Annotated in this window: 24 protein-coding genes; 15 read left to right on the forward strand and 9 right to left on the reverse strand. The window is 63.6% G+C overall.

Annotated features, from left to right (window positions below):
• The first annotated feature begins 52 nt into the window (after nt 1–52).
• From AC1DLO_RS06700 to AC1DLO_RS06710, 3 genes are all read left to right on the forward strand, one after another.
• Nucleotides 53–784, forward strand: coding sequence for an NAD(P)-dependent oxidoreductase (locus AC1DLO_RS06700; protein WP_476888895.1), 732 nt, complete (start codon nt 53–55; stop codon nt 782–784).
• Nucleotides 781–1,269 (forward strand): anthrone oxygenase family protein, encoded by a 489-nt coding sequence (locus AC1DLO_RS06705; RefSeq protein WP_476888896.1) that lies wholly within the window; start codon nt 781–783, stop codon nt 1,267–1,269. The genes AC1DLO_RS06700 and AC1DLO_RS06705 overlap by 4 nt, the downstream gene beginning before the upstream one ends.
• A gap of 83 nt (nt 1,270–1,352) precedes the next feature.
• Nucleotides 1,353–3,035, forward strand: a complete 1,683-nt coding sequence (locus AC1DLO_RS06710) for an ABC-F family ATP-binding cassette domain-containing protein (RefSeq protein WP_461838479.1) — start codon at nt 1,353–1,355, stop codon at nt 3,033–3,035.
• A 164-nt stretch (nt 3,036–3,199) separates the two neighbouring features.
• Here AC1DLO_RS06710 and AC1DLO_RS06715 read toward each other — a convergent pair whose 3' ends face one another.
• Complete coding sequence (locus AC1DLO_RS06715; RefSeq protein WP_476888897.1) at nt 3,200–3,850, reverse strand: dihydrofolate reductase family protein; 651 nt, start codon at nt 3,848–3,850, stop codon at nt 3,200–3,202.
• 235 nt (nt 3,851–4,085) lie between these two features.
• On the opposite strand from AC1DLO_RS06715, the gene AC1DLO_RS06720 reads away from it, so the two are divergent.
• The 3 genes from AC1DLO_RS06720 to AC1DLO_RS06730 are packed head-to-tail and all read left to right on the forward strand — an operon-like array spanning nt 4,086 to nt 6,487.
• Nucleotides 4,086–4,664 carry a sugar O-acetyltransferase gene (locus AC1DLO_RS06720; RefSeq protein WP_476888898.1) on the forward strand — a complete coding sequence of 193 codons (579 nt, stop codon included), beginning with the start codon at nt 4,086–4,088 and terminating at the stop codon, nt 4,662–4,664.
• 4 nt (nt 4,665–4,668) lie between these two features.
• Nucleotides 4,669–5,238 carry a TetR/AcrR family transcriptional regulator gene (locus tag AC1DLO_RS06725; protein ID WP_476888899.1) on the forward strand — a complete coding sequence of 190 codons (570 nt, stop codon included), beginning with the start codon at nt 4,669–4,671 and terminating at the stop codon, nt 5,236–5,238.
• Between the two features lie 55 nt (nt 5,239–5,293).
• A complete protein-coding gene (locus tag AC1DLO_RS06730; protein WP_476888900.1) occupies nt 5,294–6,487 on the forward strand; it encodes an MFS transporter in 1,194 nt (397 codons plus the stop codon).
• A gap of 70 nt (nt 6,488–6,557) precedes the next feature.
• Here the strand turns inward: AC1DLO_RS06730 and AC1DLO_RS06735 are convergent, their stop codons facing one another.
• The 5 genes from AC1DLO_RS06735 to AC1DLO_RS06755 are packed head-to-tail and all read right to left on the reverse strand — an operon-like array spanning nt 6,558 to nt 11,311.
• Nucleotides 6,558–6,977, reverse strand: coding sequence for a hypothetical protein (locus AC1DLO_RS06735; protein ID WP_476888901.1), 420 nt, complete (start codon nt 6,975–6,977; stop codon nt 6,558–6,560).
• Nucleotides 6,978–7,037: 60 nt separating this feature from the next.
• Nucleotides 7,038–8,285 carry an ABC transporter permease gene (locus tag AC1DLO_RS06740; RefSeq protein WP_476888902.1) on the reverse strand — a complete coding sequence of 416 codons (1,248 nt, stop codon included), beginning with the start codon at nt 8,283–8,285 and terminating at the stop codon, nt 7,038–7,040.
• Nucleotides 8,282–9,010 carry an ABC transporter ATP-binding protein gene (locus AC1DLO_RS06745; RefSeq protein WP_476888903.1) on the reverse strand — a complete coding sequence of 243 codons (729 nt, stop codon included), beginning with the start codon at nt 9,008–9,010 and terminating at the stop codon, nt 8,282–8,284. The genes AC1DLO_RS06740 and AC1DLO_RS06745 overlap by 4 nt, the downstream gene beginning before the upstream one ends.
• Nucleotides 9,011–9,016: 6 nt before the next feature.
• Nucleotides 9,017–10,546, reverse strand: coding sequence for an efflux RND transporter periplasmic adaptor subunit (locus AC1DLO_RS06750; protein ID WP_476888904.1), 1,530 nt, complete (start codon nt 10,544–10,546; stop codon nt 9,017–9,019).
• Between the two features lie 57 nt (nt 10,547–10,603).
• Nucleotides 10,604–11,311, reverse strand: a complete 708-nt coding sequence (locus AC1DLO_RS06755) for a phosphatase PAP2 family protein (protein ID WP_476888905.1) — start codon at nt 11,309–11,311, stop codon at nt 10,604–10,606.
• A gap of 37 nt (nt 11,312–11,348) precedes the next feature.
• On the opposite strand from AC1DLO_RS06755, the gene AC1DLO_RS06760 reads away from it, so the two are divergent.
• The 7 genes from AC1DLO_RS06760 to AC1DLO_RS06790 all read left to right on the forward strand — a co-directional run bounded on the left by AC1DLO_RS06760 (nt 11,349) and on the right by AC1DLO_RS06790 (nt 18,508).
• Nucleotides 11,349–12,854: a phosphatase PAP2 family protein gene (locus AC1DLO_RS06760; protein ID WP_476888906.1), complete on the forward strand. Its 1,506-nt coding sequence runs from the start codon at nt 11,349–11,351 to the stop codon at nt 12,852–12,854.
• A gap of 166 nt (nt 12,855–13,020) precedes the next feature.
• Complete coding sequence (locus AC1DLO_RS06765; RefSeq protein ID WP_476914435.1) at nt 13,021–14,019, forward strand: ABC transporter ATP-binding protein; 999 nt, start codon at nt 13,021–13,023, stop codon at nt 14,017–14,019.
• Nucleotides 14,016–14,906: an ABC transporter permease gene (locus AC1DLO_RS06770; protein WP_476888908.1), complete on the forward strand. Its 891-nt coding sequence runs from the start codon at nt 14,016–14,018 to the stop codon at nt 14,904–14,906. The genes AC1DLO_RS06765 and AC1DLO_RS06770 overlap by 4 nt, the downstream gene beginning before the upstream one ends.
• A 66-nt stretch (nt 14,907–14,972) precedes the next feature.
• Nucleotides 14,973–16,259, forward strand: coding sequence for a sensor histidine kinase (locus AC1DLO_RS06775; RefSeq protein WP_476888909.1), 1,287 nt, complete (start codon nt 14,973–14,975; stop codon nt 16,257–16,259).
• Nucleotides 16,256–16,951, forward strand: coding sequence for a response regulator (locus AC1DLO_RS06780; RefSeq protein WP_476888910.1), 696 nt, complete (start codon nt 16,256–16,258; stop codon nt 16,949–16,951). Before AC1DLO_RS06775 ends, AC1DLO_RS06780 begins: the two co-directional genes overlap by 4 nt.
• An 82-nt stretch (nt 16,952–17,033) precedes the next feature.
• A complete protein-coding gene (locus tag AC1DLO_RS06785; RefSeq protein WP_476914436.1) occupies nt 17,034–17,426 on the forward strand; it encodes a GntR family transcriptional regulator in 393 nt (130 codons plus the stop codon).
• The gene (locus AC1DLO_RS06790) at nt 17,423–18,508 is read left to right on the forward strand and encodes a DUF1648 domain-containing protein (RefSeq protein WP_476888912.1); all 1,086 of its coding nucleotides are present in this window, start codon (nt 17,423–17,425) and stop codon (nt 18,506–18,508) included. Before AC1DLO_RS06785 ends, AC1DLO_RS06790 begins: the two co-directional genes overlap by 4 nt.
• 134 nt (nt 18,509–18,642) lie before the next feature.
• Here AC1DLO_RS06790 and AC1DLO_RS06795 read toward each other — a convergent pair whose 3' ends face one another.
• The gene (locus tag AC1DLO_RS06795) at nt 18,643–19,023 is read right to left on the reverse strand and encodes a PASTA domain-containing protein (protein WP_476888913.1); all 381 of its coding nucleotides are present in this window, start codon (nt 19,021–19,023) and stop codon (nt 18,643–18,645) included.
• Nucleotides 19,024–19,471: 448 nt separating this feature from the next.
• Between AC1DLO_RS06795 and AC1DLO_RS06800 the strand changes: the two genes are divergently transcribed.
• Both AC1DLO_RS06800 and AC1DLO_RS06805 read left to right on the forward strand, forming a co-directional pair.
• Nucleotides 19,472–19,924, forward strand: a complete 453-nt coding sequence (locus AC1DLO_RS06800; RefSeq protein WP_476888914.1) for an ester cyclase — start codon at nt 19,472–19,474, stop codon at nt 19,922–19,924.
• Nucleotides 19,925–20,098: 174 nt separating this feature from the next.
• Nucleotides 20,099–21,400 (forward strand): M18 family aminopeptidase, encoded by a 1,302-nt coding sequence (locus tag AC1DLO_RS06805; RefSeq protein WP_476888915.1) that lies wholly within the window; start codon nt 20,099–20,101, stop codon nt 21,398–21,400.
• A 46-nt stretch (nt 21,401–21,446) separates the two neighbouring features.
• Here the strand turns inward: AC1DLO_RS06805 and AC1DLO_RS06810 are convergent, their stop codons facing one another.
• Together AC1DLO_RS06810 and AC1DLO_RS06815 are read right to left on the reverse strand one after the other, a co-directional pair.
• Nucleotides 21,447–22,061: a DUF1345 domain-containing protein gene (locus AC1DLO_RS06810; protein ID WP_476888916.1), complete on the reverse strand. Its 615-nt coding sequence runs from the start codon at nt 22,059–22,061 to the stop codon at nt 21,447–21,449.
• Nucleotides 22,062–22,157: 96 nt separating this feature from the next.
• Nucleotides 22,158–22,496, reverse strand: coding sequence for a YnfA family protein (locus AC1DLO_RS06815; protein ID WP_476888917.1), 339 nt, complete (start codon nt 22,494–22,496; stop codon nt 22,158–22,160).
• Nucleotides 22,497–22,710: the final 214 nt, after the last annotated feature.

Here is a 22,710-nt window from a genome sequence, read left to right on the forward strand (position 1 = left end):
TTCTGTATCTTATGGTTTTCTTAGTGTAAGACTACTGGAAGGCGATACCGACATGAAGATCGCGATATTCGGGGCGAATGGTCCCACCGGCAGAATCCTGACCAGGCAGGCTCTTGACGCAGGCCATGCCGTGACGGCCGTCACTCGCAACCCGGGCGAATTCCCGCTTGATGCACCCGGCCTGACCGTGGTGGGCGCCGATGTGTACAACTCCGAAGAGGTTGAGAGGGTGGTTGCAGGGCAGGATGCTGTCCTCTCCACCCTGGGTGTGCCTTACGGCCGGCAGCCGATCAGGGTCTACTCGGAAGGAACCGGCAACATCATGCGGGCGATGACCCGGCACGGCGTGCGCCGCCTGGTGTGCGTCAGTTCCAGCGCAACGGACCCGGCGGCCGGCCCGCATGGAGGCATCTTCTTCAGCAAAGTGCTCCAACCCCTCATCACTAATCTGCTGGGCCGGACGCTGTACGAGGACATGCGGCGCATGGAAGCCGCCGTCGCGGCGAGCGGACTGGAGTGGACCATCATGCGCCCCTCGGGACTCTTCGAGACCGAATCGGTGACGGACTATCGGATGGCTGTGGACTACCTCAATGGAACTTTTACGTCCCGAGTGGACCTGGCGGACTCGATGCTCCGCCAGCTCTCTTCCCGTGAGTATGTGCGCAAGGTCGCGGCGGTCGCGACGTTCGATCAGAAGCCCAGCTTGATCCGGATGATCGCCCGGGAAGCAAGCAGCAAGAAGTCCGCGCCGGATCGGACTTTCGAAGGGGACCCGTCATGATCGGCGCCATGCTCCAAACCATCAGCCGCTTCGCGAGCCTGCTCTTTGCAGGCCTTTTCGCCGGTTTCCTGGTATGCGTCCTTGTCCTTGAGGTATCCCTGCGACGCTTTGATGGTTCCGTCTATACGCAGTTGCAGCAGGTGGCCCTCATCGGGTTGCCAATTCTTGCGTCGGTGTTGTTGTTGCCGGCCCTGGCCGCGACGGGTTTTCAAGTCATCGTGGGAGTGCGGTCGCGGGAACGCACGTTCTGGCTCACCGCTGTGGCCCTTGCCCTGTTGCTCGTGGCATTGGTGACGACGCTCGTGGTCAACGTTCCCATCAACCTCGCAGAAGGCGGCTGGAGCGTGCAGGCCCCGCCCGCGGACTGGGTGGGCTTGCGCGACCGCTGGCAGGTGGGCCACGCCATCCGAACCGGCGCGGCCTTGCTCGCCTTTGGAGCACTTGGCATCGCGGCGTATCGGCGGCCGATCGCGGGTTCCCGGTGATTCCTGATCGGCTGGCGGGCTAAGGCTCGCCCTAGGTTGGGGTCGCTGAAGGAGTCTCCCGCGGTCCGTGGGAAGATTGGGCAGTGGCCCATATTGACGTTTCAGGCATCGACTACTTCCTCTCCGACGGCACCCAGCTGCTCAACGGTGTGACCTTCAAGGTCCCGGACGGCAGCAAAACGGCCCTGATCGGGCCCAACGGAACGGGAAAGACCACCCTGTTCAAGATCATCGCCGGCGATCTCACGCCTGACGAAGGAGTGGTGGGCCGTTCCGGAACCATGGGCATCATGCGACAGTTCGTCGGGCAGGTCCGGGATGAATCCACCGTGCGTGACCTGCTCGTTTCGGCCGCGCCGCCTGCCCTCGCCGCGGCCGCCAAGGCAGTCGAGGACGCCGAGCTCGCCATGATGGAGCACGACGACGAGCCCACCCAGATGCAGTACGCCCAAGCGATCGTGGACTGGGGAGACGCCGGAGGGTACGACGTCGAGACCGTCTGGGACGAGGTCTGCATGGCCGCGCTGGGCATCCCCTTTGACCGCGCCCAGCACCGCCCGGCGTCGAGCCTTTCGGGTGGCGAGCAAAAGCGGTTGGTGCTTGAGGCGCTGTTCTCGGGACCGGATCAGCTGCTGCTCCTCGACGAACCGGATAACTACCTCGACGTTCCGGGCAAGCGCTGGCTCGAAAGCAAGCTCAACGAGTCCAAGAAGACCGTCTTCTTCATCAGCCACGACCGCGAGCTGCTCAACAACGCCGCGGGCCGCATCGTGACGCTTGAACCCGGCATCAACGGTGCCGGCGCCTGGGTGCACGGCGGCGGTTTCGGGACGTACGTGGATGCACGCATCGACCGTAACGCGCGCTTCGAGGAACTTCGCAAGCGCTGGGACGAGGAGCACCTGAAACTCAAGGAACTCGTCATCATGTACAAGACAAAGGCTGCATTCCGCTCGGACATGGCCAACAAGTACCAGGCGGCCCAGACGCGCCTCGCCAAGTTCCTGGAAGCCGGTCCGCCCGAGGCCTTGCCGCTGGAGCAGAACGTGCACATGCGGCTCAAGGGTGGCCGGACGGCCAAACGCGCCGTCGTGGCTGAAAAGCTTGAACTCACGGGCTTGATGAAGCCGTTCTCCACCGAGATCTGGTTCGGGGACCGCGTGGGCGTGCTGGGCTCCAACGGTTCGGGAAAGAGCCACTTCCTGCGGCTGCTCGCTGCCGGCGGCACCGATCCGGAGCGCGAGCATTTGCCCGTTTCGGACGTAGAGATCGCCGAAGTTCCACACGAAGGCACCGTCAAGCTGGGTGCCAGGATCCGTCCCGGATTCTTCGCGCAGACCCATTCGCGTCCGGACCTCCTGGGCCGGACGCTCCTGGACATCCTGCACCGGGGTGACGAACACCGTTCCGGGCTGGGCCGCGAGGCTGCTTCCGGTGCGCTCGACTCCTACGGACTGGTGGGCTCGGCCGAGCAGAAGTACGAGTCGCTTTCCGGCGGGCAGCAGGCGCGCTTCCAGATCCTGTTGCTCCAGCTATCCGGCGCCACGCTCCTGCTCCTGGACGAACCTACGGACAACTTGGACCTGCACTCGGGCGAAGCTTTGGAACGCGCCATCGACGCGTTCGAAGGCACTGTCCTGGCCGTCACGCACGACCGCTGGTTCGCAAAGTCCTTCGACCGTTTCCTCGTCTTCGGGTCCGACGGCAAGGTCTACGAATCCGCCGAGCCCGTCTGGGACGAGTCCCGGGTAGAGCGGGCGCGCTGACGTCCGGTTGGTTCCCCGACCGCCGACTCTGACGCTCGCTCACCTATGTCGCGCTTTTTGCCGATCCTCGCTCACCTTTGGGCTGTTTTTCTGGAACGCTCCTGCAGTTGAACCGGTCCCCGGGAGTCATCCCGCGAGGTACGACACAGATCGGTTACAAGGCTCTAAGCTCGTGATCTTTGGAAAGTGACGTGAATGATGCCGCTCTCCGCGACCTCGGAACTGACGGTGTAGTCGGACTCGAGTTCCCGGAGGTCGTCCCAGAGGCGGATGCCCCTGCCCAACAGGATTGGGGTGATTGCGACGTGGAGTTGGTCAATGAGTCCCGCTTTGAGAAAATCGCGAACTATCGTTGCGCCACCGCCGATCCGCACATCCTTGCTACCGGCCGCATCCCGTGCCCGTGCGAGCGCCTCGAGAGGTGTGGCGGAGAGGAACTCGAATGTTGTGCCGCCTGCCATCTCGATCGGCGATCGCTCTGAGTGCGTGAGTACGAATACGGGCACCCGGAATGGTGGCTCGTCACCCCACCAGCCGCGCCAGTTGGGGTCGTCTGGGAAGTTGTGGAGTCCAAACATCCCGGCGCCCATGATTTCGGCGCCGACCTCGGCGAAGTAGGCCTGTGCGTAACGGTCGTCGACGCCGGTCGTGCCGTCGCCGCTCTCGTCGTGAAGCACTCGCTCGCGGAATGTGCGGGTCGCAGTGTAGGCACCGACGAGCCGGCCCCAGTCGTGGCCGAACGGATGCTCGGGGGTTTGATCGGTGGTGGTGGCGTACCCGTCGAGCGAGATGTTCAGGTCGGCGCGGACAGTCATCGTTTCTCCTTCGAATGTGGTTGCGTCTGCAATCAGGATAGTAGAGCGCAAGAAAGGGTCAACGAGAGGATGCGACGTGGCCGAGAACCGCATGCGCGATCAACCCCGCAATCGACGGATCGACAAGAGCCAGAGGCCTCATAGGTGAGCGAGCGTTGGGATTGTTGGCCATATAACTGAGCGAGCGTCGGCAGGTGGCTTCCCCTTTGACTCCACGATGTGTACGATCGTACGCATGGCCGATTATTTCGCTGATGACCCGCGCACCAACCGGGAACGGATGCTTGCTGGAGACCTCTATATCTCCGACGATCCCGAGAGCGCGCGTGAATCACAGCGGGCAGTCTTGCTGCAGACCAAGTACGCGGCGGCCTACGTAGAAGACCAGGATGCCGCACGTCCCATCCTCGTGGAGCTCCTGGGCGGCCTCGGCGAAGACGCCCACATCAAACCACCGATCTTTGTTGACTACGGCACCTACATCACGGTTGGAGCCCGCACCTTCATCAACTACAACCTGACCGCCCTGGACGTCGCACCGATCACCATCGGCGAAGACTGCCAGATCGGGCCCAACGTGCAGCTCTTGACGCCGACCCACCCCGTGGAGCCGCAGCCGCGCCGCGACCGACTAGAGGCTGCGCAGCCGATCACCATTGGAGACAATGTGTGGCTCGGGGGCGGAGCGATCGTCCTTCCCGGCGTGAGCATCGGCGATAACTCCGTGATCGGAGCGGGTGCAGTGGTGACGAAGGACATTCCCGCCAACTCGCTCGCAGTCGGCAACCCGGCCCGCGTCATACGGGAGATCTGAAACCGTGGCCTCCCGCCGCTTCGATCCGGACCGCCGGGACCGGATCATCGACGCCGCGTTGGATGTCATCGCCGCCCAGGGTGTTGCCGGAGCCTCGCATCGCAAGATCGCCGAGCATGCCGGAGTGCCCCTGGGGTCCATGACCTATCACTTCGCCAGCATGGATGAACTCCTCACGGAGGCTTTCAGGCGCTTCGGGAATTCGATCGCGGATCGCTTTGATCAGCAGTTGGAACAAGCGATAGACGTCGACGGCGCGCGGCTGGCCGTGGTGGACTTGATCCACATCGACTTGCTGGACTCACAGCGGGACCTGGTTCTGACGCACGAGCTCTACACACTCGCTGCGAGGAAGCCGGTGTTCCGCCAAATTACCCGGGACTGGATGGCGCGGAGCAGGCGTGCCCTCGGGCTGCATTTCGACCCGGACACCTGCAGGATGTTGGACGCACTGATTGAAGGACTTTTCATCCACGCCGCACTCGACACCGAGCCGCATGACCGGGCCACCACCATAGAGGCGGTTGTCCGCATCACCACCCCGCATCACCACCCTGCTCGGACCGCCCGATAGCGCATTCCAGGCACCGAAACCGACGTGAAAATCTCTCCGTGGAAGTTGTGACCGTATGACCACCAGCACCAGAACCACCCCCAACGTCAAAGCCGCGGCAATCGCCACTTTCCTGGTCTTCGGCATGAACGGGCTGGTCTTTGCCAGCTGGGCGGCCCGCATCCCCGCCGTCACCCAGACCCTGCACCTCACGTCCGGACAGATGGGCACGCTGTTGCTGTGCACCGCCGTCGGGTCCCTCGTGGCGCTGCCATCCGCCGGATGGGTGGTCGGCCGGATCGGTACGGCCAACACCGTGCGCGCCGCCGGGCTGCTGGCCGCCTCTGCCGGAGCCGCTATTGCCTTCTCCCTGATGGCCGGATCCGTCGCCGCAACTGCGGTGGCCCTGTTCTTCTTCGGCGTGGGGGTCGGACTATGGGATGTTTCGCAGAACATCGAAGGGGCCGACGTCGAACACCGGCTCGGGCGCACCATCATGCCGCAGTTCCACGCCGCCTTTAGTGGGGGCGCCTTTGTGGGTGCGTTGATTGGTGCTTGGCTTTCCCAAATGGGGGTCGGACTTCCGGAGCACTTGCTGGTGATTGCCGGCGTCGTGGTCCTTCTGACCTTGACGGCGCCCCGCTACTTCATGCCCCACGAAGCCCCGCTTGTGGCGTCCGACGGCGGCGCGCCACCAATCAAGGGCCGCTCTCCGTGGCGGGACTCCCGTACCCTGTTGATCGGTGTGGTGGTACTCGGTGCGACCCTCACGGAAGGCGCGGGCAACGATTGGATCGCCAAGGCCGCGGTAGATGGCCTGGATGCCACGGAATCGACGGGCGCCCTCCTGTTTGCCCTCTTCGTCGCCGCGATGACCCTGATGCGTTTCCTTGGCGGACGCGCGATCGACAAGTTCGGACGCGTCGCGGTGCTGCGGGCCAGCATGGCCGCCGCTGCGGCGGGCCTGGCGCTGTTCGTTTTCGCGGACAACCTCATCCTGGCCGGAGTGGGGGCGGCTCTTTGGGGTGTGGGCGCTGCGCTGGCCTTCCCTATGGGTATGTCCGCCGCTGCCGATGACCCCAAGCACGCAGCCGCACGCGTCTCGGTGGTCTCGACCATTGGCTACGTAGCGTTTCTTGCCGGCCCGCCCCTCTTGGGATACCTGGGCGACCATACCGGCATCCACATGGCCTTGCTTGCTATCGGGGCGCCGATCTTGATTGCCCTGTGGCTGGCCGGTGCCGCGAAACCTTTGGCGAGAAGCAACTGACTCGCAGTTGTTGTCGTTATGAGGCGTCAAAACGACAACAACTGCGAGTCAGTTGGGGATCAGTGGGTGGTTACGGTGCCGAGGTAGCGGGCGCCGAAGGAATAGCGCTCGGCGATGCCCCGTTGGTGGGAGCGCCGCTTTGCCGGTTCCGGCCTTGACCCCCTTGACCTCCTTGGCCACCGTTGAAGTTCTGGAACTGGCCTCGGCCGGGACGGGCCTGTCCGGCGTCCATGAGCTTGGTGACGCCGACGCCACCGAAGAAGCCCACGGCGACCAGCAACACGGCGAGGAGGATCTGCGTCAGGCGTCCCATCTGGAAGCGCTTCTTGGGGACGAACGGTTCCGGTGCTTGGCCCCAAGGCTGTCCTGTGGGTTCCTGCCCGGTGGCTTGCAGGACCGCGGTCGGTTGTCCGGCGTAGGGCTCCTGGGAGTAGGGCTGTTGGGGCTCCGGCTGGTTCAAGGGACCGGGCTCCGGCGCTGAATAGGACATTTGTGGATCTCCTGTTTGGCTGTTTCTTCGTCTAGTTGCTGGGGGTGGAAATGGTCGGGGCTATTCGTACCGAAGGGCGTCGATCGGCCGAAGTTTCGCGGCCTTGTTGGCCGGATAGATGCCGAAGATCAGGCCGATCGCCGCGGAAACCAGGAACGACAGCCACACGGTCCACCACTGGACTTCCGGCTGGGTTCCCAACAGGGGGAAGGCGCTCCCGATGTAGCCCGCGGCAATGCCCAGCACTCCGCCGATCAGCGAAATGATGAGCGATTCGATCAGGAACTGGCTCACGATGCTCCCCCGCGAGGCTCCGATCGCCTTGCGGATGCCGATTTCGCGTGTGCGTTCGGTGACAGTGACCAGCATGATGTTCATGACGCCGATCCCGCCAACGAGGAGCGAAATACCGGCCACGGCGCCCAAGAGGATGGTCAGCGTGGCCGTGGTCGTCGTGGCCGTCGTCAGGATCTGCGCTTGGTTCCGCACTTGGTAGTCACGGTTGGCGGAGGTGACGTTGTGCCTGGCATCGAGGATCATCTGAACCTCGTTCTGGGCCTGGTTCATCACGTCCGCTGACTTCGCCTGGACGCTGATGGAAGCGAGCGAGGGCGAGTACCCTGTGAATTTGTCCTGGGCGGCGCTGTAGGGGATCACCACAATGTCGTCCGGATCGTTGAGGCCCGACGAGCCCTTTTGAGCCAACACTCCTGAGACCACGAAGTTCTGGCCGTTGAGGGCGATCGTCTGCCCAACTGCTGAAGCCACTGAGTTGCCCACCAGATCTTGGGCCACGGTGTTGCCGATCACCGCCACGGCGGTGCCGCTGCTCGCGTCGCCATCGCTGAAGTAGGAGCCCGCCGCCAGGGTGTCGTTCGAAATGGCAAAGTACGACGGCGTGGTCCCCACGAACGTTGCCACCGCGTGGGTTGCGTCCTTATAGGTTCCCGTGACGTTCTGGGCGGTGACTACGGGTGCTGTCGCGGCGACGTCTGGGGCCATGACGGGATCAGTCAGTGCGGCCATGTCCTGGAGCGTCAGGTTGGTACCGCGGGAGCGCGGACCGGTGACGGCCTGTCCGCCGCCCGCGGCGCGCCCGCCCGCCGTCGTCTGGCGGCTCACGGTGAGCACGTTGGTTCCCAGCTTGCCGATCTGGGCCTTGATGGCATTGGACGTTCCGGCGCCTACTGCGAGCAAGATGATGACGGATGCGATGCCGATCAGGATGCCCAGGGTGGTGAGTATGGAGCGCATCTTGTTCGCCATCACCCCGGTCAGGGCAAAGCGCACGGATTCGGCGATCATCATAGTGGGACCGCCGTCGCCAGGGGGTGTCCATGGACACCGCGGACTCGGTGGTCCTCAATGATGTGGCCGTCCTGGAACCGCACTACGCGGTTGGCCCGAGCCGCTACGTCGGCCTCGTGAGTGATCATCACGATGGTCCTCCCGTTGGCGTGCAGGGACTCGAAGAGATCCAGGATTTCGTGCGAGGACTTGGTGTCCAAGGCACCGGTTGGTTCGTCGGCCAGCAGCAGCACCGGGTTGGTGACCAGGGCACGGGCGATGGCAACGCGCTGTTGCTGACCTCCCGAGAGCTGGGAAGGCTTGTGGTCTGCGCGTTCCGCCAAGCCCACGGAATCGAGCACCCTCAAGGCGCGCTCACGCCGCTCCTTCCGGTGCACTTTTGCGTACGCGAGGGGCATGGAGACGTTGTCCACGGCCCGGGTGCGCGGTATCAGGTTGAAGTTCTGGAAGACGAAGCCGATTTTGCGGTTGCGGATCTGCGCCAGCTGGTATTCGTCCAGGGTCCCGGTGTCGATGCCGTCCAGGTGATAAGTACCCGAGGTGGCGCCGTCGAGGCAGCCGATGATGTTCATCATGGTGGACTTTCCTGAGCCCGAGGCGCCAATGATGGCCACGAAGTCGCCGCGATCAATGGAAATGCTGACCGAGTCCAATGCCCGGACCTCGGCCTCCCCCTTGCCGTAGATCTTGCTCACGGAGTCCAGTCGGATGACAGCGTCGTTCACGGCTCCTTACCCGCCATTTCCGCGCGTAGCACCGGTGCCGCCGGCGCCTCCGGTGCCCCCAACAAACCCACCCGTACCGCCGAAGCCGCCCGCCCCGGTCCGTCCGGTAGTGGTGCCGGTGTCCAAGGTGGAGGAGATGGCCGGGAGTTCAATCTGGTCGCCTGCGCTCAGCCCGGTGAGGACCTGGGTGCGTCCGTTGTCGGTAATCCCGGTGGTGATGGTCACCGGGGCCGAGGTTCCGTTTTTGACGACGTTGACCGTTTGCCGGGTTCCCGTGGTGGTGATTGCCAGCGAAGGCACGGTCAACGCGTTCTTGGCAGTCGCCGTCGTCACGGAAATGTTTGCGCTCTGGCCGAGCCGGAGGGCAGCCGGAGGATTCTTGATGGAGATCGTGACGGGGTAGCTGACCACGTTGTTGGTGGTGGTGGCGTTCTGCGCGATCGCGGTGATGGTCCCGGTCACGGGAGCCGCGGAGGGGTCGGTCTTGAGTGCCGGGAAGGTGAAAGTTGCGGAGTCGCCGGTCTTCATGGCGGTAACGTCCGATTCGGCGAAGTTGGCGATGACCTGCAGATGCGCCGTGTCGCTGATCGTGATGAGTCCTGAGGACGATGTGCTGGCGGAGCTCGTGGAAGCGCTGCCAGAGGAGCCCGAACTGCCAGATGCTCCGGAGGATCCGGAACCGGATGAGCCGGAACTGCTGCCGGCGTTGCCGCCGACTACCGCGTTGACGGCGGTGACCGTGCCTGAAACCGGGGCGGCGAGGGAGCAAGATGCCAGGTTCTTGGTTGCAGTGTCGACGGCGATCTGCGCAGACGTGGTGTTGGACGTGGCGCCGGCGCTTTGAGCTGAATTGAGGGCTGTCTGGGCCGAGGCAAGCTGCTCTTTGTCCTTGAGGGCCGAGCTGGCTTGCTGGTTGGCTGCCTGGGTCAGCGCCTGGTTGTCCTTCGCCAGCTGGGCCTGGGCAGCGTTGAGCGCGGTCTGGGCGGGCTGGCTGGAGGGCTGGGAGCTGGCAGCGGCCTGTGCTGAAGCGACAGTCGCCGTGTCATTGTTCACGGCCGTCTGCGCCGCGGCTACGGCGCTGGCCTGCTGGCTCGCGTCCAGATTGGCCGTCTGTTGCGCGTTGGCCAGGTTTTGGTTCGCCGAAGCGACCTGGTTACTGGCCGAGGCCTGCTGTTGGTTTGCCTGCGCCGCGGCCGAATCCAATTGGGCTTGGGCAACGGCCAGGGCGTTTTGGGTGTTGGTCGGATCAATGGTGACCAGCACCTGGCCTGCCGTGACCTGCTGGCCCGTCACCGCGGAAACTGTGGCGATTGGCCCGGTGCAGTTCTGCGCGTTGATGACGGTGGTGCTCGCGGGTGAGACGTTACCGCTTGCCGTGGACACGGCCGTGAGGTCCGCCGCGCTGACTGCGACGGTACGGGCTGTGGTGTCGGAGGCTGTTTGCGGCACGCCGTTCAGCACGAAGAAGGCACCGGCGGCAATGCCGACTACGGCCACCCCGATGCCGCTGTTGATGAGTTGAGGTTTTGAGAGCATGCCCGAACACTATGGCCGCTCGCTTGGAGCATGCCGAGTGCTACCTGAGGGTTTACCTTATGTGACGTGTTGCTTAGCGTGCCGCTTGCGGCGCGCGACCCTCGATTTCCAGGCTAGCGCACGTCGCGCATCTGCATTCTCCTGAATGCATATGTTCTGCGATCCAAGCCAGAGTAGAAGTACGACGGCGGACGCCAGGCAAGCGCCACCCACCACATCGGTGAGCCAATGGGCGGCCAAATAGCCCCGGCTGATCATCATGACGAGGATCCCGCCGATCGCGAGGAACCAGGCCCAGCCGCGACCGACCAAGAGGGCCATCACCAGCACGAACGCGGTGGTGGCAGATACATGCCCCGAAGGGTATGAGTAGGTGTCCGTCGCGACAATCGCATCGATTGGCCGCGGCCTGTGAAGGAGCCATTTGAGCAGCTGGGTCAGAAGCATCACCGTGAGTCCTGCCACCGCCGAGAAAGCCGCTAGGCGGGGTCTTCTGCGGATCAACAATGCCAAGGCCAACAGGGTGTGGAAGATCAGCATGCCCGTGTACCCGGCCCAGTTGAGAACGAGGTTCACAGCGTTCCAGAACGGTGCGTGGAGGGTCGCCATGAACCCAAACCACGAGTCGTCCAGGCCTTGGAAGGGCGGGTTTCGGTCCTCCCCCAGCAGCATGCCGCCAAGTACCACGGCGACGGCGAGCAGCACGGTGGCGATGACCGTTGTGCGTGCCTGATCGAGCCTGCGGGGTAGAAGGACCCTCACCATTCCCACATCCTATCCAGCCCGCCGTTAGTCTGGTGAGATGCGAAGCATGGTGCGAAGGGGCCTTTGGGGCACAAGGAGCATAGCGCGTCTGGACCGGGCGATGGTCCGCGCTGTGTCGCGCTTGCCGGAAGGCCGGCAGGACGCCATTCTGAAAAACCTCTCGGAGGCCGCCACCAAGGGCAAGCTGTGGTTCGCCGTGGCCGGCGTTCTCGGGGCTGTTCCCGGCAGGCCTCGCAATGCGGCAATCCACGGCCTCCTGGCTCTTGGTGTCGCGTCGGCTGTCACCAATCTCGGTTTCAAGACGCTTCTGCCGCGGACGCGGCCACTGCCCGAGCACCTTCCAGCTTTCCGCTTTGTGAACCCGCAGCCCACCAGCTCCTCCATGCCTTCAGGCCATTCGGCGTCGGCGGTCGCGTTCACCCTTGGCGTTGCGCTGGTGCATCCGCGCCTGGGGGCAGCGCTGGCGCCGGTTGCGGCGGGTGTGGCGTATTCCCGGGTGCATACAGGTGCCCATTGGCCCTCCGACGTGCTGCTTGGCTCGACGATTGGCGCTGGAGCGGCCCTCCTGACGCGAAAATGGTGGCCTAGCCGTCCGCCCGTCCCGGACGCGGAGCGTTCTCCGGCCGAGGCACCAGCAATCGACAACGGCGAAGGGCTCAGCATCGCGGTCAACGCCCTCGGCGGTTCCTATTCGCCAGACACCGAGACTCAGCTTCAGAATATATTCCCGAAGGCGTACATTCGCCTGATCACCGAAGGCGAGGACATAGCGGCCGAAGTCCTGGCTGCCGCAGAGAGGCCCGGGACGAAGGCCTTGGGCGTGTGGGGTGGCGACGGAACGGTCGGAGCTGCCGCGGACGTCGCCGTCGAGCATTCCTTGCCCCTGTTGGTGCTGCCTGGCGGCACTCTCAACCATTTTGCACGCGACGTCGACGCCCGCTCACTGGAAGGTGCCCTCGAGGCCGCCAAGACCGGAGCCGCAGCGTGGACGGATCTGGGACACGTGACTGCGGGCCGCGGCGTCGACGGCAAGGATGAGATCACCGAGCTCATCATGCTCAATACGGCCAGCATTGGCGTGTATCCCAATTTGGTGCGGCGCCGCGAGCGGCTGCAGCCTGCCCTGGGGAAGCCGCTTGCGGGGCTTGTTGCCGGACTGCGCACGTTCGGAGCGGCAACCCCCACCACTCTCATGATCAACGGGGTGCACCACAAGTTGTGGATCCTTTACCTAGGCCGCGGACGCTATTACCCACGGGATTTGGCGCCGTTGTCGCGGCCGGTGCTGGACGATGGCGTGCTGGACATCCGCATGGTCACGGCCGACGAGCCCTTTGCGCGGCTGCGCCTGCTGTGGGCAGTCATCACGGGAACCGTGGCCGCCTCCAGAGTGACGCATCTCAGTGAGGCAGCAGAGATCAGCATCGAAGCGGTCGGAGAACCGCTGGTGCTAGCGGTCGACGGCGAGCCGTTGCCTGGTGTGCGGACCGCAAAGTTCACGGTCAGGCGTCGCGCGCTACGGGTTTATTCCCCGCTTTCCTAGCGCTCTCAAGGAGCCGGACGCTTTCCCGGATCCGGCCGGCATCATCCATAGGGACTACCCTGGCCGGACCCTGAATCATCCCTGAGACCGGCGAATTCCGTTGTGCAGGTGGCTAGCGTTGTACTTACAGTCAACACATAGCTGCAGCAGCGGAGGGAACGCTTCCATGATTGAGGCAACAGGCTTGAGGAAGGTCTACGGCGCAAAAACAGCCGTCGACGGAATCAGCTTTACCGTACAGCCCGGGAAAGTCACGGGCTTCCTAGGCCCGAACGGCGCCGGCAAGTCCACCACCATGCGCATGATCATGGGGCTCGACCGTCCGACGTCGGGCGATGTCATCGTCAACGGTCGGCACTACTCCCAGCACAAGGCGCCCTTGCACCAAGTGGGAGCCTTGCTTGACGCCAAGGCGGTCCACACGAGCCGCAGCGCCTACAACCACCTGCGGGCCATGGCTGCGACGCACGGGATTCCGAACTCACGCGTTGAGGAAGTCATCGAAATGACCGGCCTCACCGCAGTGGCCAAGAAGAAGGCGGGCGGATTCTCCCTCGGCATGGGCCAGCGGCTTGGCATCGCCAATGCGCTCCTCGGCGATCCCCAGACGCTCATCCTCGACGAGCCTGTGAACGGACTTGACCCCGAGGGCGTCCAGTGGGTCAGGAACCTCGCGCGCTACCTGGCAAGCCAGGGCAAAACGATCTTTATTTCCAGCCACCTTATGTCCGAGATGGCCCAGACCGCCGATCACCTGATCGTGATCGGGCGCGGCAAGATCATCGCCGATACCTCGGTGGATGCGCTGATCGAGAGCCAATCCCGCAAGCGCACCTTGGTCCGTACCTCCGAGACAACGCGCCTGTCCGAGTTGCTGGCCCGCGACGGCGTCCGGGTCGAGCAGAACGAGCGCGAGACCTTGGAAGTGTACGGGGTGGAACCGCTCCGTATCGCACAGCTCGCCCTGGACAACCGGGTACTGGTTTACGAGCTCACCCCGCTCACGTCCTCGCTGGAAGAGGCCTACTTCCAGCTGACCAAGGACGAGGTGGAATACCACTCGCACATCACGGGCGGGCCGGCGGGACCAGGCGGGCCGCTGGACGGCAGCCCGGCCGGCATCGGCGCCACATCCGCTGCCACCATGGAAGGGATCCAGTCATGAGCACCACAACCATCAGCAAGAAGCATGCTGCCCCGTCGGCCGGCACTAGCGGCGTCAATTTCCTCCGGGTGCTGAACTCCGAATCCATCAAGTTCCGGACCCTCATGAGCACCAAGCTTCTGCTGGTCCTGACTTTCGTTGCGATTGTCGGCGTCGGCGTCCTGTCCGCCCTGGTCCGCTGGAACGTCGTCAACCAGATGGTCACGGTTGGCCGCCAGGGCCACACGATGACCGCGAAGCAAGCCATTGAGTCGTTCCCTCCGGGCCAGGGTTTCGATCTCTACAACCTTCCGAATGCCGGCCTGAACATCGGCATCCTGATCATGGGATCGCTGGCCGTACTGTTCATTGCGTCCGAGTACGCCACGGGCATGATCCGCTCAACCATGAACGCAGCACCGGGCCGGCTCTCCACTTTCGGGGCCAAGGCCGTCGTCTTGATTGTTGTCTCCTACGTCCTGTCGATCGTGGCCGGCATTGTGACCTTCCTGTTGGCGTCTCCCATGTTCACCAACTTCGGCGTTGACCTTGGCTGGAGCACGGATGGGGTCCTCTACAGCGTCCTCACTGGAGGGCTTTACGTCTCCGGTGTTGCCTTGATCGGGCTTTCGCTCGGAACACTGCTCAAGAACCCGGCCGGTGGCATCACCGTCCTGGTGGGCATCATGTTCGTGCTTCCGTTCGCTGGCCAGTTCCTCACCTTCGCGCCGGGCGATTTTTGGAAGTACGTTCCCCAGTACCTGCCCAGCGAAGCGGGAGGCCGGTTCTTGTCGATCGGCCACGCGGACGGCATCCTGGACCCGTGGGCGGGCGGACTCGTCTTCCTCGGATACGTCATCCTGTTCATGGTTCCCGCCCTCATAGCTCTCAAGAAGCGCGACGTCTGATCCGCAACCGTCTGATCCTCAATCCAGGAACAGTCACTCAAGACAAGGCCACACTAGGCTCATGCCATGAGTGAAGAGTTGCCAGCACAGGACGCGTCGGCCCACGTGGCCGATGCGTCCTTTGCCGAAATCACCCTGCGCCGCCGTGGCAGGATCCGCCGCTACCTTTTCGAACACCCGCGCGTCATGGACACCGTGGTGGTGCTTTGCTATTCGCTGTTGGCACTGCCCACTTTCATTGGCTCTATCGTGGAAGGGAAGTGGTTCGCCGCTGCCCTGCTGGTTGCCATTGCGGCCATCTTGTTCCTGAGGCGCCGCTACCCCCTCATCGTCACCGCGGCTGTGGCGGTCCTCGAAGTGGCCGTGACGTTGCTGAACCCCTGGGGTTCGAACGTCTCAGCAGGGCTGTGGTTCGCGCTCTACGCGGTGGCCGTGGCGAGGACCCGGACCTTTACGTTGGCGGTGTTTGGCGCGGCGAGCCTGCCGCTGACCTTGGTGTACCTGTTCATGTGGATCAGCCCGGTCACGCCATCCAACGCAGAGGCGATTCCGGAGAACTTCCATCTCATCAGCAACATCACCGCGGCGGTTAGCATTTTGTTGTCCAACCTCATTGCGACCGGAATCGGTATTTCGGTGCGGCAGCGGCGTGAGCACGAGAACGAAATCAGGGCCTGGGCGGCGCGCACGGCCCGCTTGGGCTCGGTCACGGAACGCAACCGGATCGCCCGCGAGATGCACGACGTCGTGGCCCACTCCCTGACTGTCATGATCAGTCTCTCGGACGGCGCCGCCGTCGTGGTCAAGAAGAATCCGGAGCGCGCAGGTGAGGTGCTCGGTGAGCTCTCGCGCACCGGCAGGACGGCGTTGGCAGACATGCGGCGTGTCCTCGGTGTGCTGCGGGAGGATTCCGGCGGCCCGGCGCCTTTGGCGCCCCTGGTCAGCGGCCACAACCTGAGCAAGCTTCTCGATGGATTCCGGACAGCCGGGCTGCCGTTGCACTATTCGCACACAGGCCCTGCCCTTCCCGAAGACCCGGCATTCCAGCTCACCGTCTACCGGATCGTGCAGGAATCCCTCACCAACGTGCTCAGGTATGGGCGTTCCTTGAGCCAAGTGGATGTGCAGATTGTGCGGAACGGTGACTCGGTCACCATCGAAGTGCTCGACGACGGCCGGGGCTCCCGGGACTCGGGAACCGAAGAGGTTGCCTTGGGAACGGGCCAAGGCATCGCGGGGATGCGTGAACGTGCGGGAATTTATGCGGGCACCGTGGATGCCGGTCCTGGCATGAACGGCGGGTGGAGGGTCCGTGCGGAGCTGAATTGGAATGGAGACAAGGGGAAATCATGACTGACAACGCTCCCATCAAGGTTCTGCTGGTGGACGATCAGCCCCTGCTGCGCATGGGATTTCGGCTCATTCTGGAAGGCGAAGAGGACCTCGAGGTGGTCGGCGAAGCCTCGGACGGTGCCGAAGCTGTGAGAAAGGTCGAGGAACTGGAGCCAGACGTTGTCCTCATGGACGTCCGGATGCCCGCCATGGATGGAATCGAAGCCACACGGCGAATCACGGCCTCGGCATCGAACGCGAGGATCATCATCCTGACCACTTTCGACCTGGATGAATATGCGTTCTCCGGACTGCAGGCAGGTGCTTCCGCCTTCCTGCTCAAGGATGTGGCGCCCGCCGAGTTGGTCCAGGGAGTCCGACTCGTAGCCAGCGGAGACGCCGTGGTGGCGCCGAGGGTCACCCAGCGGCTCCTGGAAACCTACGTCCGTGGAGGCCGAGTGCCGGGCCAGGCCGCAGCCCACCCCCGGGATCCGCTGCTCGAAGAACTCACGCCCCGCGAAACAGAAATGCTGGAGGCGATCGCCGGCGGGCTATCCAACGCGGAAATCGCCCACAAGTTCTTCCTGTCAGAGGCCACGGTCAAGACCCACGTCCGGCGGATCCTCACCAAGCTGCACCTGCGGGACCGGGTCCAAGTGGTGGTCTACGCCTACGAAACAGGACTCGTGATCCCGAGCAACCCGGACTATTAGGCACTCCGGCTTGTGGACCGAACGTTGCTTCCGATTGATATTTGTTCTATAACTTATAGAACAAAGGTAGGAGGTGGGAGAGGTGATCCTCAACGTCGACCTGGCCAGCGAGATCCCGATCTACCAGCAGCTACGGGACCAGATCGTAGAGGCGATCGCCGATGGCGTGCTGACCAAGGGCAGCTCGTTGCCGGCCACCAGGACGCTCGCTGCGGACTTCGGGATCAACTTCCACACCGTGAACAAGGCCTATGACCTCTTACGCCAGCAAGGCTTAATTCAGCTCAACCGCAAGACCGGCGCGGTGGTGACCTCGACGGTCGCGGACCCGCCGTTCCCTACGGAATGGACCGCGAGGGCACGGACCCTGCTGGCCGAGGCCGTCGCACGGGGACTACCGGCCGACGAAGTTCTTAAAACTTGCCGGTCCGTGCTCGATTCATTCGGAACCACGCCGCCAGAGGACACGCCATGACCGTCGCCATCGTCCTGAGCTCCGCGTTGTCAGCACTCGTGCTCGCAATCGCCTTGGTGCTGCCATCCATCAACAGCCCGACCGTGCCTTTCGGGGTTCGCGTGCCGGCCGAGCATGCCGAGGACCCGGCGGTGGTCACGCAGACCCGCATCTACCGATTGCGGATACTCGTCAGTGGAATCGTTGTTGTCGGGGTCTGCGTTCTCATCTACGGCATAACCGGCGAAACGTTGCTGCTGCCGTTGTCGGTGCTGGTGCTCGTCGGCTTCTGGTACGGATGCTTCTTCCTTGCCAACCACGAAATCCGCGCCGCCAAGGCCGCCGGGGGCTGGTACAAGGGCGTGCACCAAGGCATCGCGGTGGACACCGAATTGCGGACCGATCCGCCGCGGTTCCCTTGGCTCTGGCTGGCCCCGGCAGTGATCATCACACTCGCTACGGTGGTGATAGGCGTGATCAGCTACCCGTCGATGCCTGAGGTGCTCGCGGTGCATTACGGCGCGAAGGGCGTGCCTAACCGATTGGTCGCCAAATCGCTTGGCACCGCTTTCTCACTGGTGTTCGTGCAGATCGGTGTGACCGCCCTGCTCGTGGGTATCGCGGCGGCCATCTTCTTCCGCAGCCGGCCCGATATCGACCCTGCGCACCCGGTAGGCTCCGCACGCTGGCACCGCCGGTACATGTTACTAGGCGCCAAGGCGCTGCTCGGACTGGTCGCGATGATCGACCTGGGGATGCTCGGGTCATCGCTGCTGATGTGGACTGGGACGGTCACGTCATGGGCGCAGCTGGTGGTCGTGCTACCGATCCTGGCCGCCGTCGCGGTGGCCGTCGTTGTCTTGGCCAGGAACAACCGCGAGCGGGACGAGGGCGAGGAGGACACAGGCCTGACCCATCGGGAAGATGACAAATACTGGCGAGGCGGACTTTTCTACATCAACCGCGAAGACCACGCGCTGATGGTTCCGCGCCGGTTCGGCCTGGGATGGGCACTCAACTTCGGCAATCCCAAGGCCGCGATGCTTCTGGCCGGCGTGGTCGCGCTGATCGGCCTGGTGGTCATCCTCCGTTTTGGCGGCTGACCTGGCCCTCGCGTCGCACGTGGACTCCCGTCGGTTCGCGAAGGCTCTCGGTAACTTGCCGAGTGGCTTTTTGAACGAATGGGTCTCCGAAAGCGCGGGCCGGAAGTCCTCGCCATGACTGGCTGCTTCTTTCCCTAGGCGGTTTCGTCCGCCTGGTCTTCCCCTGTGAGCGCGATTGTTTGAGGCGGGTTTTCCGGAGACGCGTGAGCCGAGTCCACCGAGGGCGGAGGGCTGTCGAGCTTGCGGGCCATATCGGGCCCAAGGTCCGAGCGGAGCCAAACCCGGAGGGAATCGTAGCGGTACAAAACAATCCCGGGCGCTGGAAACTGGCTCTGAATGGTCGTGTTGCGGCGCCACGCGAGTTCGCTGATTGGTGGGCCGTCCGGGTCTGGATTCGCCAGGGTCAGGCCAGCGGCCTGTGCTATCTCCCGAGCTTTGAGGAAACGTTCCCCGACAACATCGGGGACAAGGACGAAGTCCGCGGCCCGTTGGTCGTCGTCGAGTATGTCAGCCATGGTATTTATCCTCCTCCCGGTATTGTCCGCCCTGTCCAACACGCAGACAACAGGTCGCCGACCTTCCTGGCCCTGCCGGACCTTGGCGATGACCTGCTCGGCGGTGTGTCTGCGTGCCATGATTCGCGAATTTCCTCTGTGTCCATTCGCGGACACGAAACTCACACAAAGACTGGACTTCTACCTGGGGACCCAAACATAAGCACCCGAGGGATCGCAGTCTCTTACTCAAAAAACTCAAGTGAGTTTTCTACTCATCGCGAGGCGCTCACAAAAGATGGCGGCATCAAACCCGGGACGGTTCAGGCACCTTGACACCGACGGCCGTATCGCCACCGACGCAAGGACCTGGCCGTTTTCATCTCACGGATCGTCCACCGCGAACGTCTTCTAGATATCGGCGGTCACCTTTGCTCGCCGATTCCTCACACGAGACAAGGAGAACACCATGTCGGTTGAAGAGAACAAGGCTATCGTCGGACGCTGGTTTACCGAGTTCTGGGGCAGTGACTTCAACCCCGCCGTCATTGACGAGCTCGCCGCCCCCGACATCCGCTTCCACTACTCGCTGCACAAACCCATGACTGGCCGGGACGAGGTTCGCGACTTCGCGACCCGCTTCCGTACCGCGTTTCCAGACCTCAACTTCTGGGGCACCGCCGACCTCATCGCCGAAGGCGACTACGTGGTTGGCCAATGGGAGGGCGGCGGCATCCACACCGGACCCGTCGCGTTCGATGACTTGCCCATCGGCTCCGTACCTGCCGCGTCCGGCAAGAGCATGAGGTTCACCGGCACGACCGTACTGAAGGTCGTTGACGGCCTCATCGTCGAGGAGGTCGGACTCGATGACGGCGTGAAGGTCCTCCAGCAGCTCGGCATCATCCCCCTCTTCAAGTAGGTATCGCCCACACCCAACACCGCGAGGGCCGGGCATCGCGCCCGGCCCTTCGCCTGCTTCCCCTGGCCCCATTGACGCGTTTCACAGTGAGCGGAGCTGGCAGGCCATTTCTGTTAACGCCCGACCCGTGGTGGCTTCTAAATACTGTCCGCCGCCGGGGCTAGACTCGAAGCCATGCCTTCGAACTCCGCTGCTGAACACATCCATGACCTCGGCGCATATGTGAGCGCATCGCCGTCGAGCTTCCACGCCGTCCACGAGGCCGCGCGCAGGCTCGACGAGGCTGGTTTCACGGCACTTGATGAACTTCAGCCATGGGAAGGCGGCGCGGGCCGCTTCTATGTGATCCGCGATGGTGCCCTCATCGCGTGGGTGAACCCGGAAGGCGCAGCTCCCACCACGGGATTCAACATCCTCGGCGCCCACACGGACTCTCCGTCGTTCAAGCTCAAGCCGAAGCCCACCGCAGGCAAGTTCGGCTGGCTCCAGGCCGGCGTCGAAGTCTACGGCGGTCCCTTACTGAACTCCTGGCTGGACCGCGAACTCCGGCTCGCCGGGCGGCTTGTCATGCTGGACGGCACCCAGCACCTCACGGCAACGGGACCGCTCCTGCGCTTTCCGCAGTTGGCCATCCATTTGGACCGGGCCGTCAATGATGGCCTCACGCTCGACAAGCAGAACCACATGAACCCGGTGTTTGGGCTCGGCGATCCCGCTTCTGCGGACGTCTTGGCGATCCTGGCAGACTCCGTGGCCGGAGCTTCCGTGGATCCTGCCGAGATCGGCGGATACGACATCGTCGTCGCGGACACGCAGGCGCCGGAGGTGTTCGGAGCACACGGCGAATTCTTCGCTTCGGGACGGCTGGACAACCTCTCGTCCACCCACGCCGGACTTGCAGCGCTCATCGCACACGCAGCCACGGCTGCACCCGCCGGTGGCCCCATCGCGGTCCTGGCCGCCTTTGACCACGAAGAAATCGGCTCTGCCTCCCGCTCCGGGGCCTGCGGACCGATCCTTGAGGACATCCTGACGCGGATCTCCGATGGCCTCGGCGCCACGGTGAGTGAACGGCGCCGGGCGCTTTCGGCGTCGTTCTGTGTTTCCGCGGATGCCGGCCACGCGGTCCACCCCAACTATCCTGAGCGGCACGATCCCGCTAACCGGCCCATCCTCAACGGCGGCCCGCTCCTCAAAATCAACGCCAACCAGCGCTACGCCACCGACGCCACCGGTGCTGCGTTCTGGGCTCGGCTCTGCGGCGAAGCGGGCGTCCCGTACCAGGAGTTCGTCTCCAACAACGATGTCCCGTGCGGCTCCACTATCGGTCCTTTGACTGCCACCCGCCTGGGAATCCGGACGGTCGACGTCGGCGTGCCCCTCTTGTCCATGCACTCGGCACGCGAACTGTGCGGCGTTGAGGATCCACGTCACTTGGCTACCGTGGCGGAGTTGTTCTTCCGGACGGCGATCTAGCCTTACCGCGACCTGGGTCAGGCGGACTGGGTTCAGGCGGTCCGGGTCAGGATGCGAGGCTCACCACGAGGTTGATGGTGGTGGCCAGGATACCGACGCCGAAAACATAGGCGAGCAGGCTGTGCCTCAATGCGGCAGATCGCATTTCCCTGGTGGTGATATTTGTGTCCGAGACCTGGTAGGTCATTCCGAGGCTGAACGCCATGTAGGCGAAATCCGCGTACTGGGGCGGTTCTTTCTGGTTGAATTCGATTCCACGGGGCGGCTCGGCGGTGTAGTACACCTCGGCATAGCGCAAGGTGAAGAGGGTGTGTACCAGGAGCCAGGAGAATACTGCGCCGGCGAGGGCCAGTAGCGCGAGCAAGAATTTGTCGACGCCGTGCGCATCCTTGGCTCCGAACATCACCAGCACGAAGGCGGCGAGGGATCCGACGGCGGCACACAAGATGAGCAGGTCGGTAGTGGCTCGGCGCGGATCCTCTTCTTTGGCATGGTTGGCCGTTTGATCGGCTTTCATGGGGGTGATGACTGTCCAGACAAAGACGTTGTAGACCCCGGCAGCCACTGCCCAACCTACGGCCGGCGCGTAGATCCACTGCCCCCATATTCCGGTGGCCACCCCGGCGCCGATGCCGGTGACGATCATCAGCAAAAATCGCAATTGGGAACGCCTGGCCCGGGTCGACTGAGGACCTCGGTTCTTTGCTGCGGCAGCATTCATAGTCAGATCATGCCACGGGTGCCGGTGGGCGTGGCTTCAATTTCCCGGACGCGGCGCGAACATAATAATCGCCACGCCCAGAAGGCAAATCACGGCTCCGACAATGTCCCAGCGGTCCGGCCGGAAGCCGTCGAGGAGCATCCCCCAGGCCAAGGATCCGGCGATGAATACACCGCCATAAGCGGCAAGGACGCGTCCGAAATGCGCATCCGGTTGGAACGCCGCGACGAAACCGTAGATGCCCAAGGCCACGATCCCAAGGCCTGCCCACCACCAGGGCTTCGACTCCCTGATCGATTGCCACACGAGCCAGGCCCCGCCGATCTCGGCCAAGGCCGCGAGGACAAAGAGGGCGGTGGATTTGAGGATGGTCATGGATTCAGTCTGCCTGAGCCTTGCCGATCCTGGCCGACGCTGACCCGCCTGGGTTATCCACATACGCAAGTTATCCACATACGCGAGGCCGCCCGTTCCACCCCGCCGACACGCCGAATAGGCTTAGACACGGGAAATGGACTAAGATATTGAAGTCTGTGCTGCGCCCTGCTTCCGCTTCTGGAACTGGTCGTGCGCACTGTTCATCGCAAAT

The sequence above is a fragment of the Arthrobacter sp. 01T419 genome, assembly GCF_056398865.1.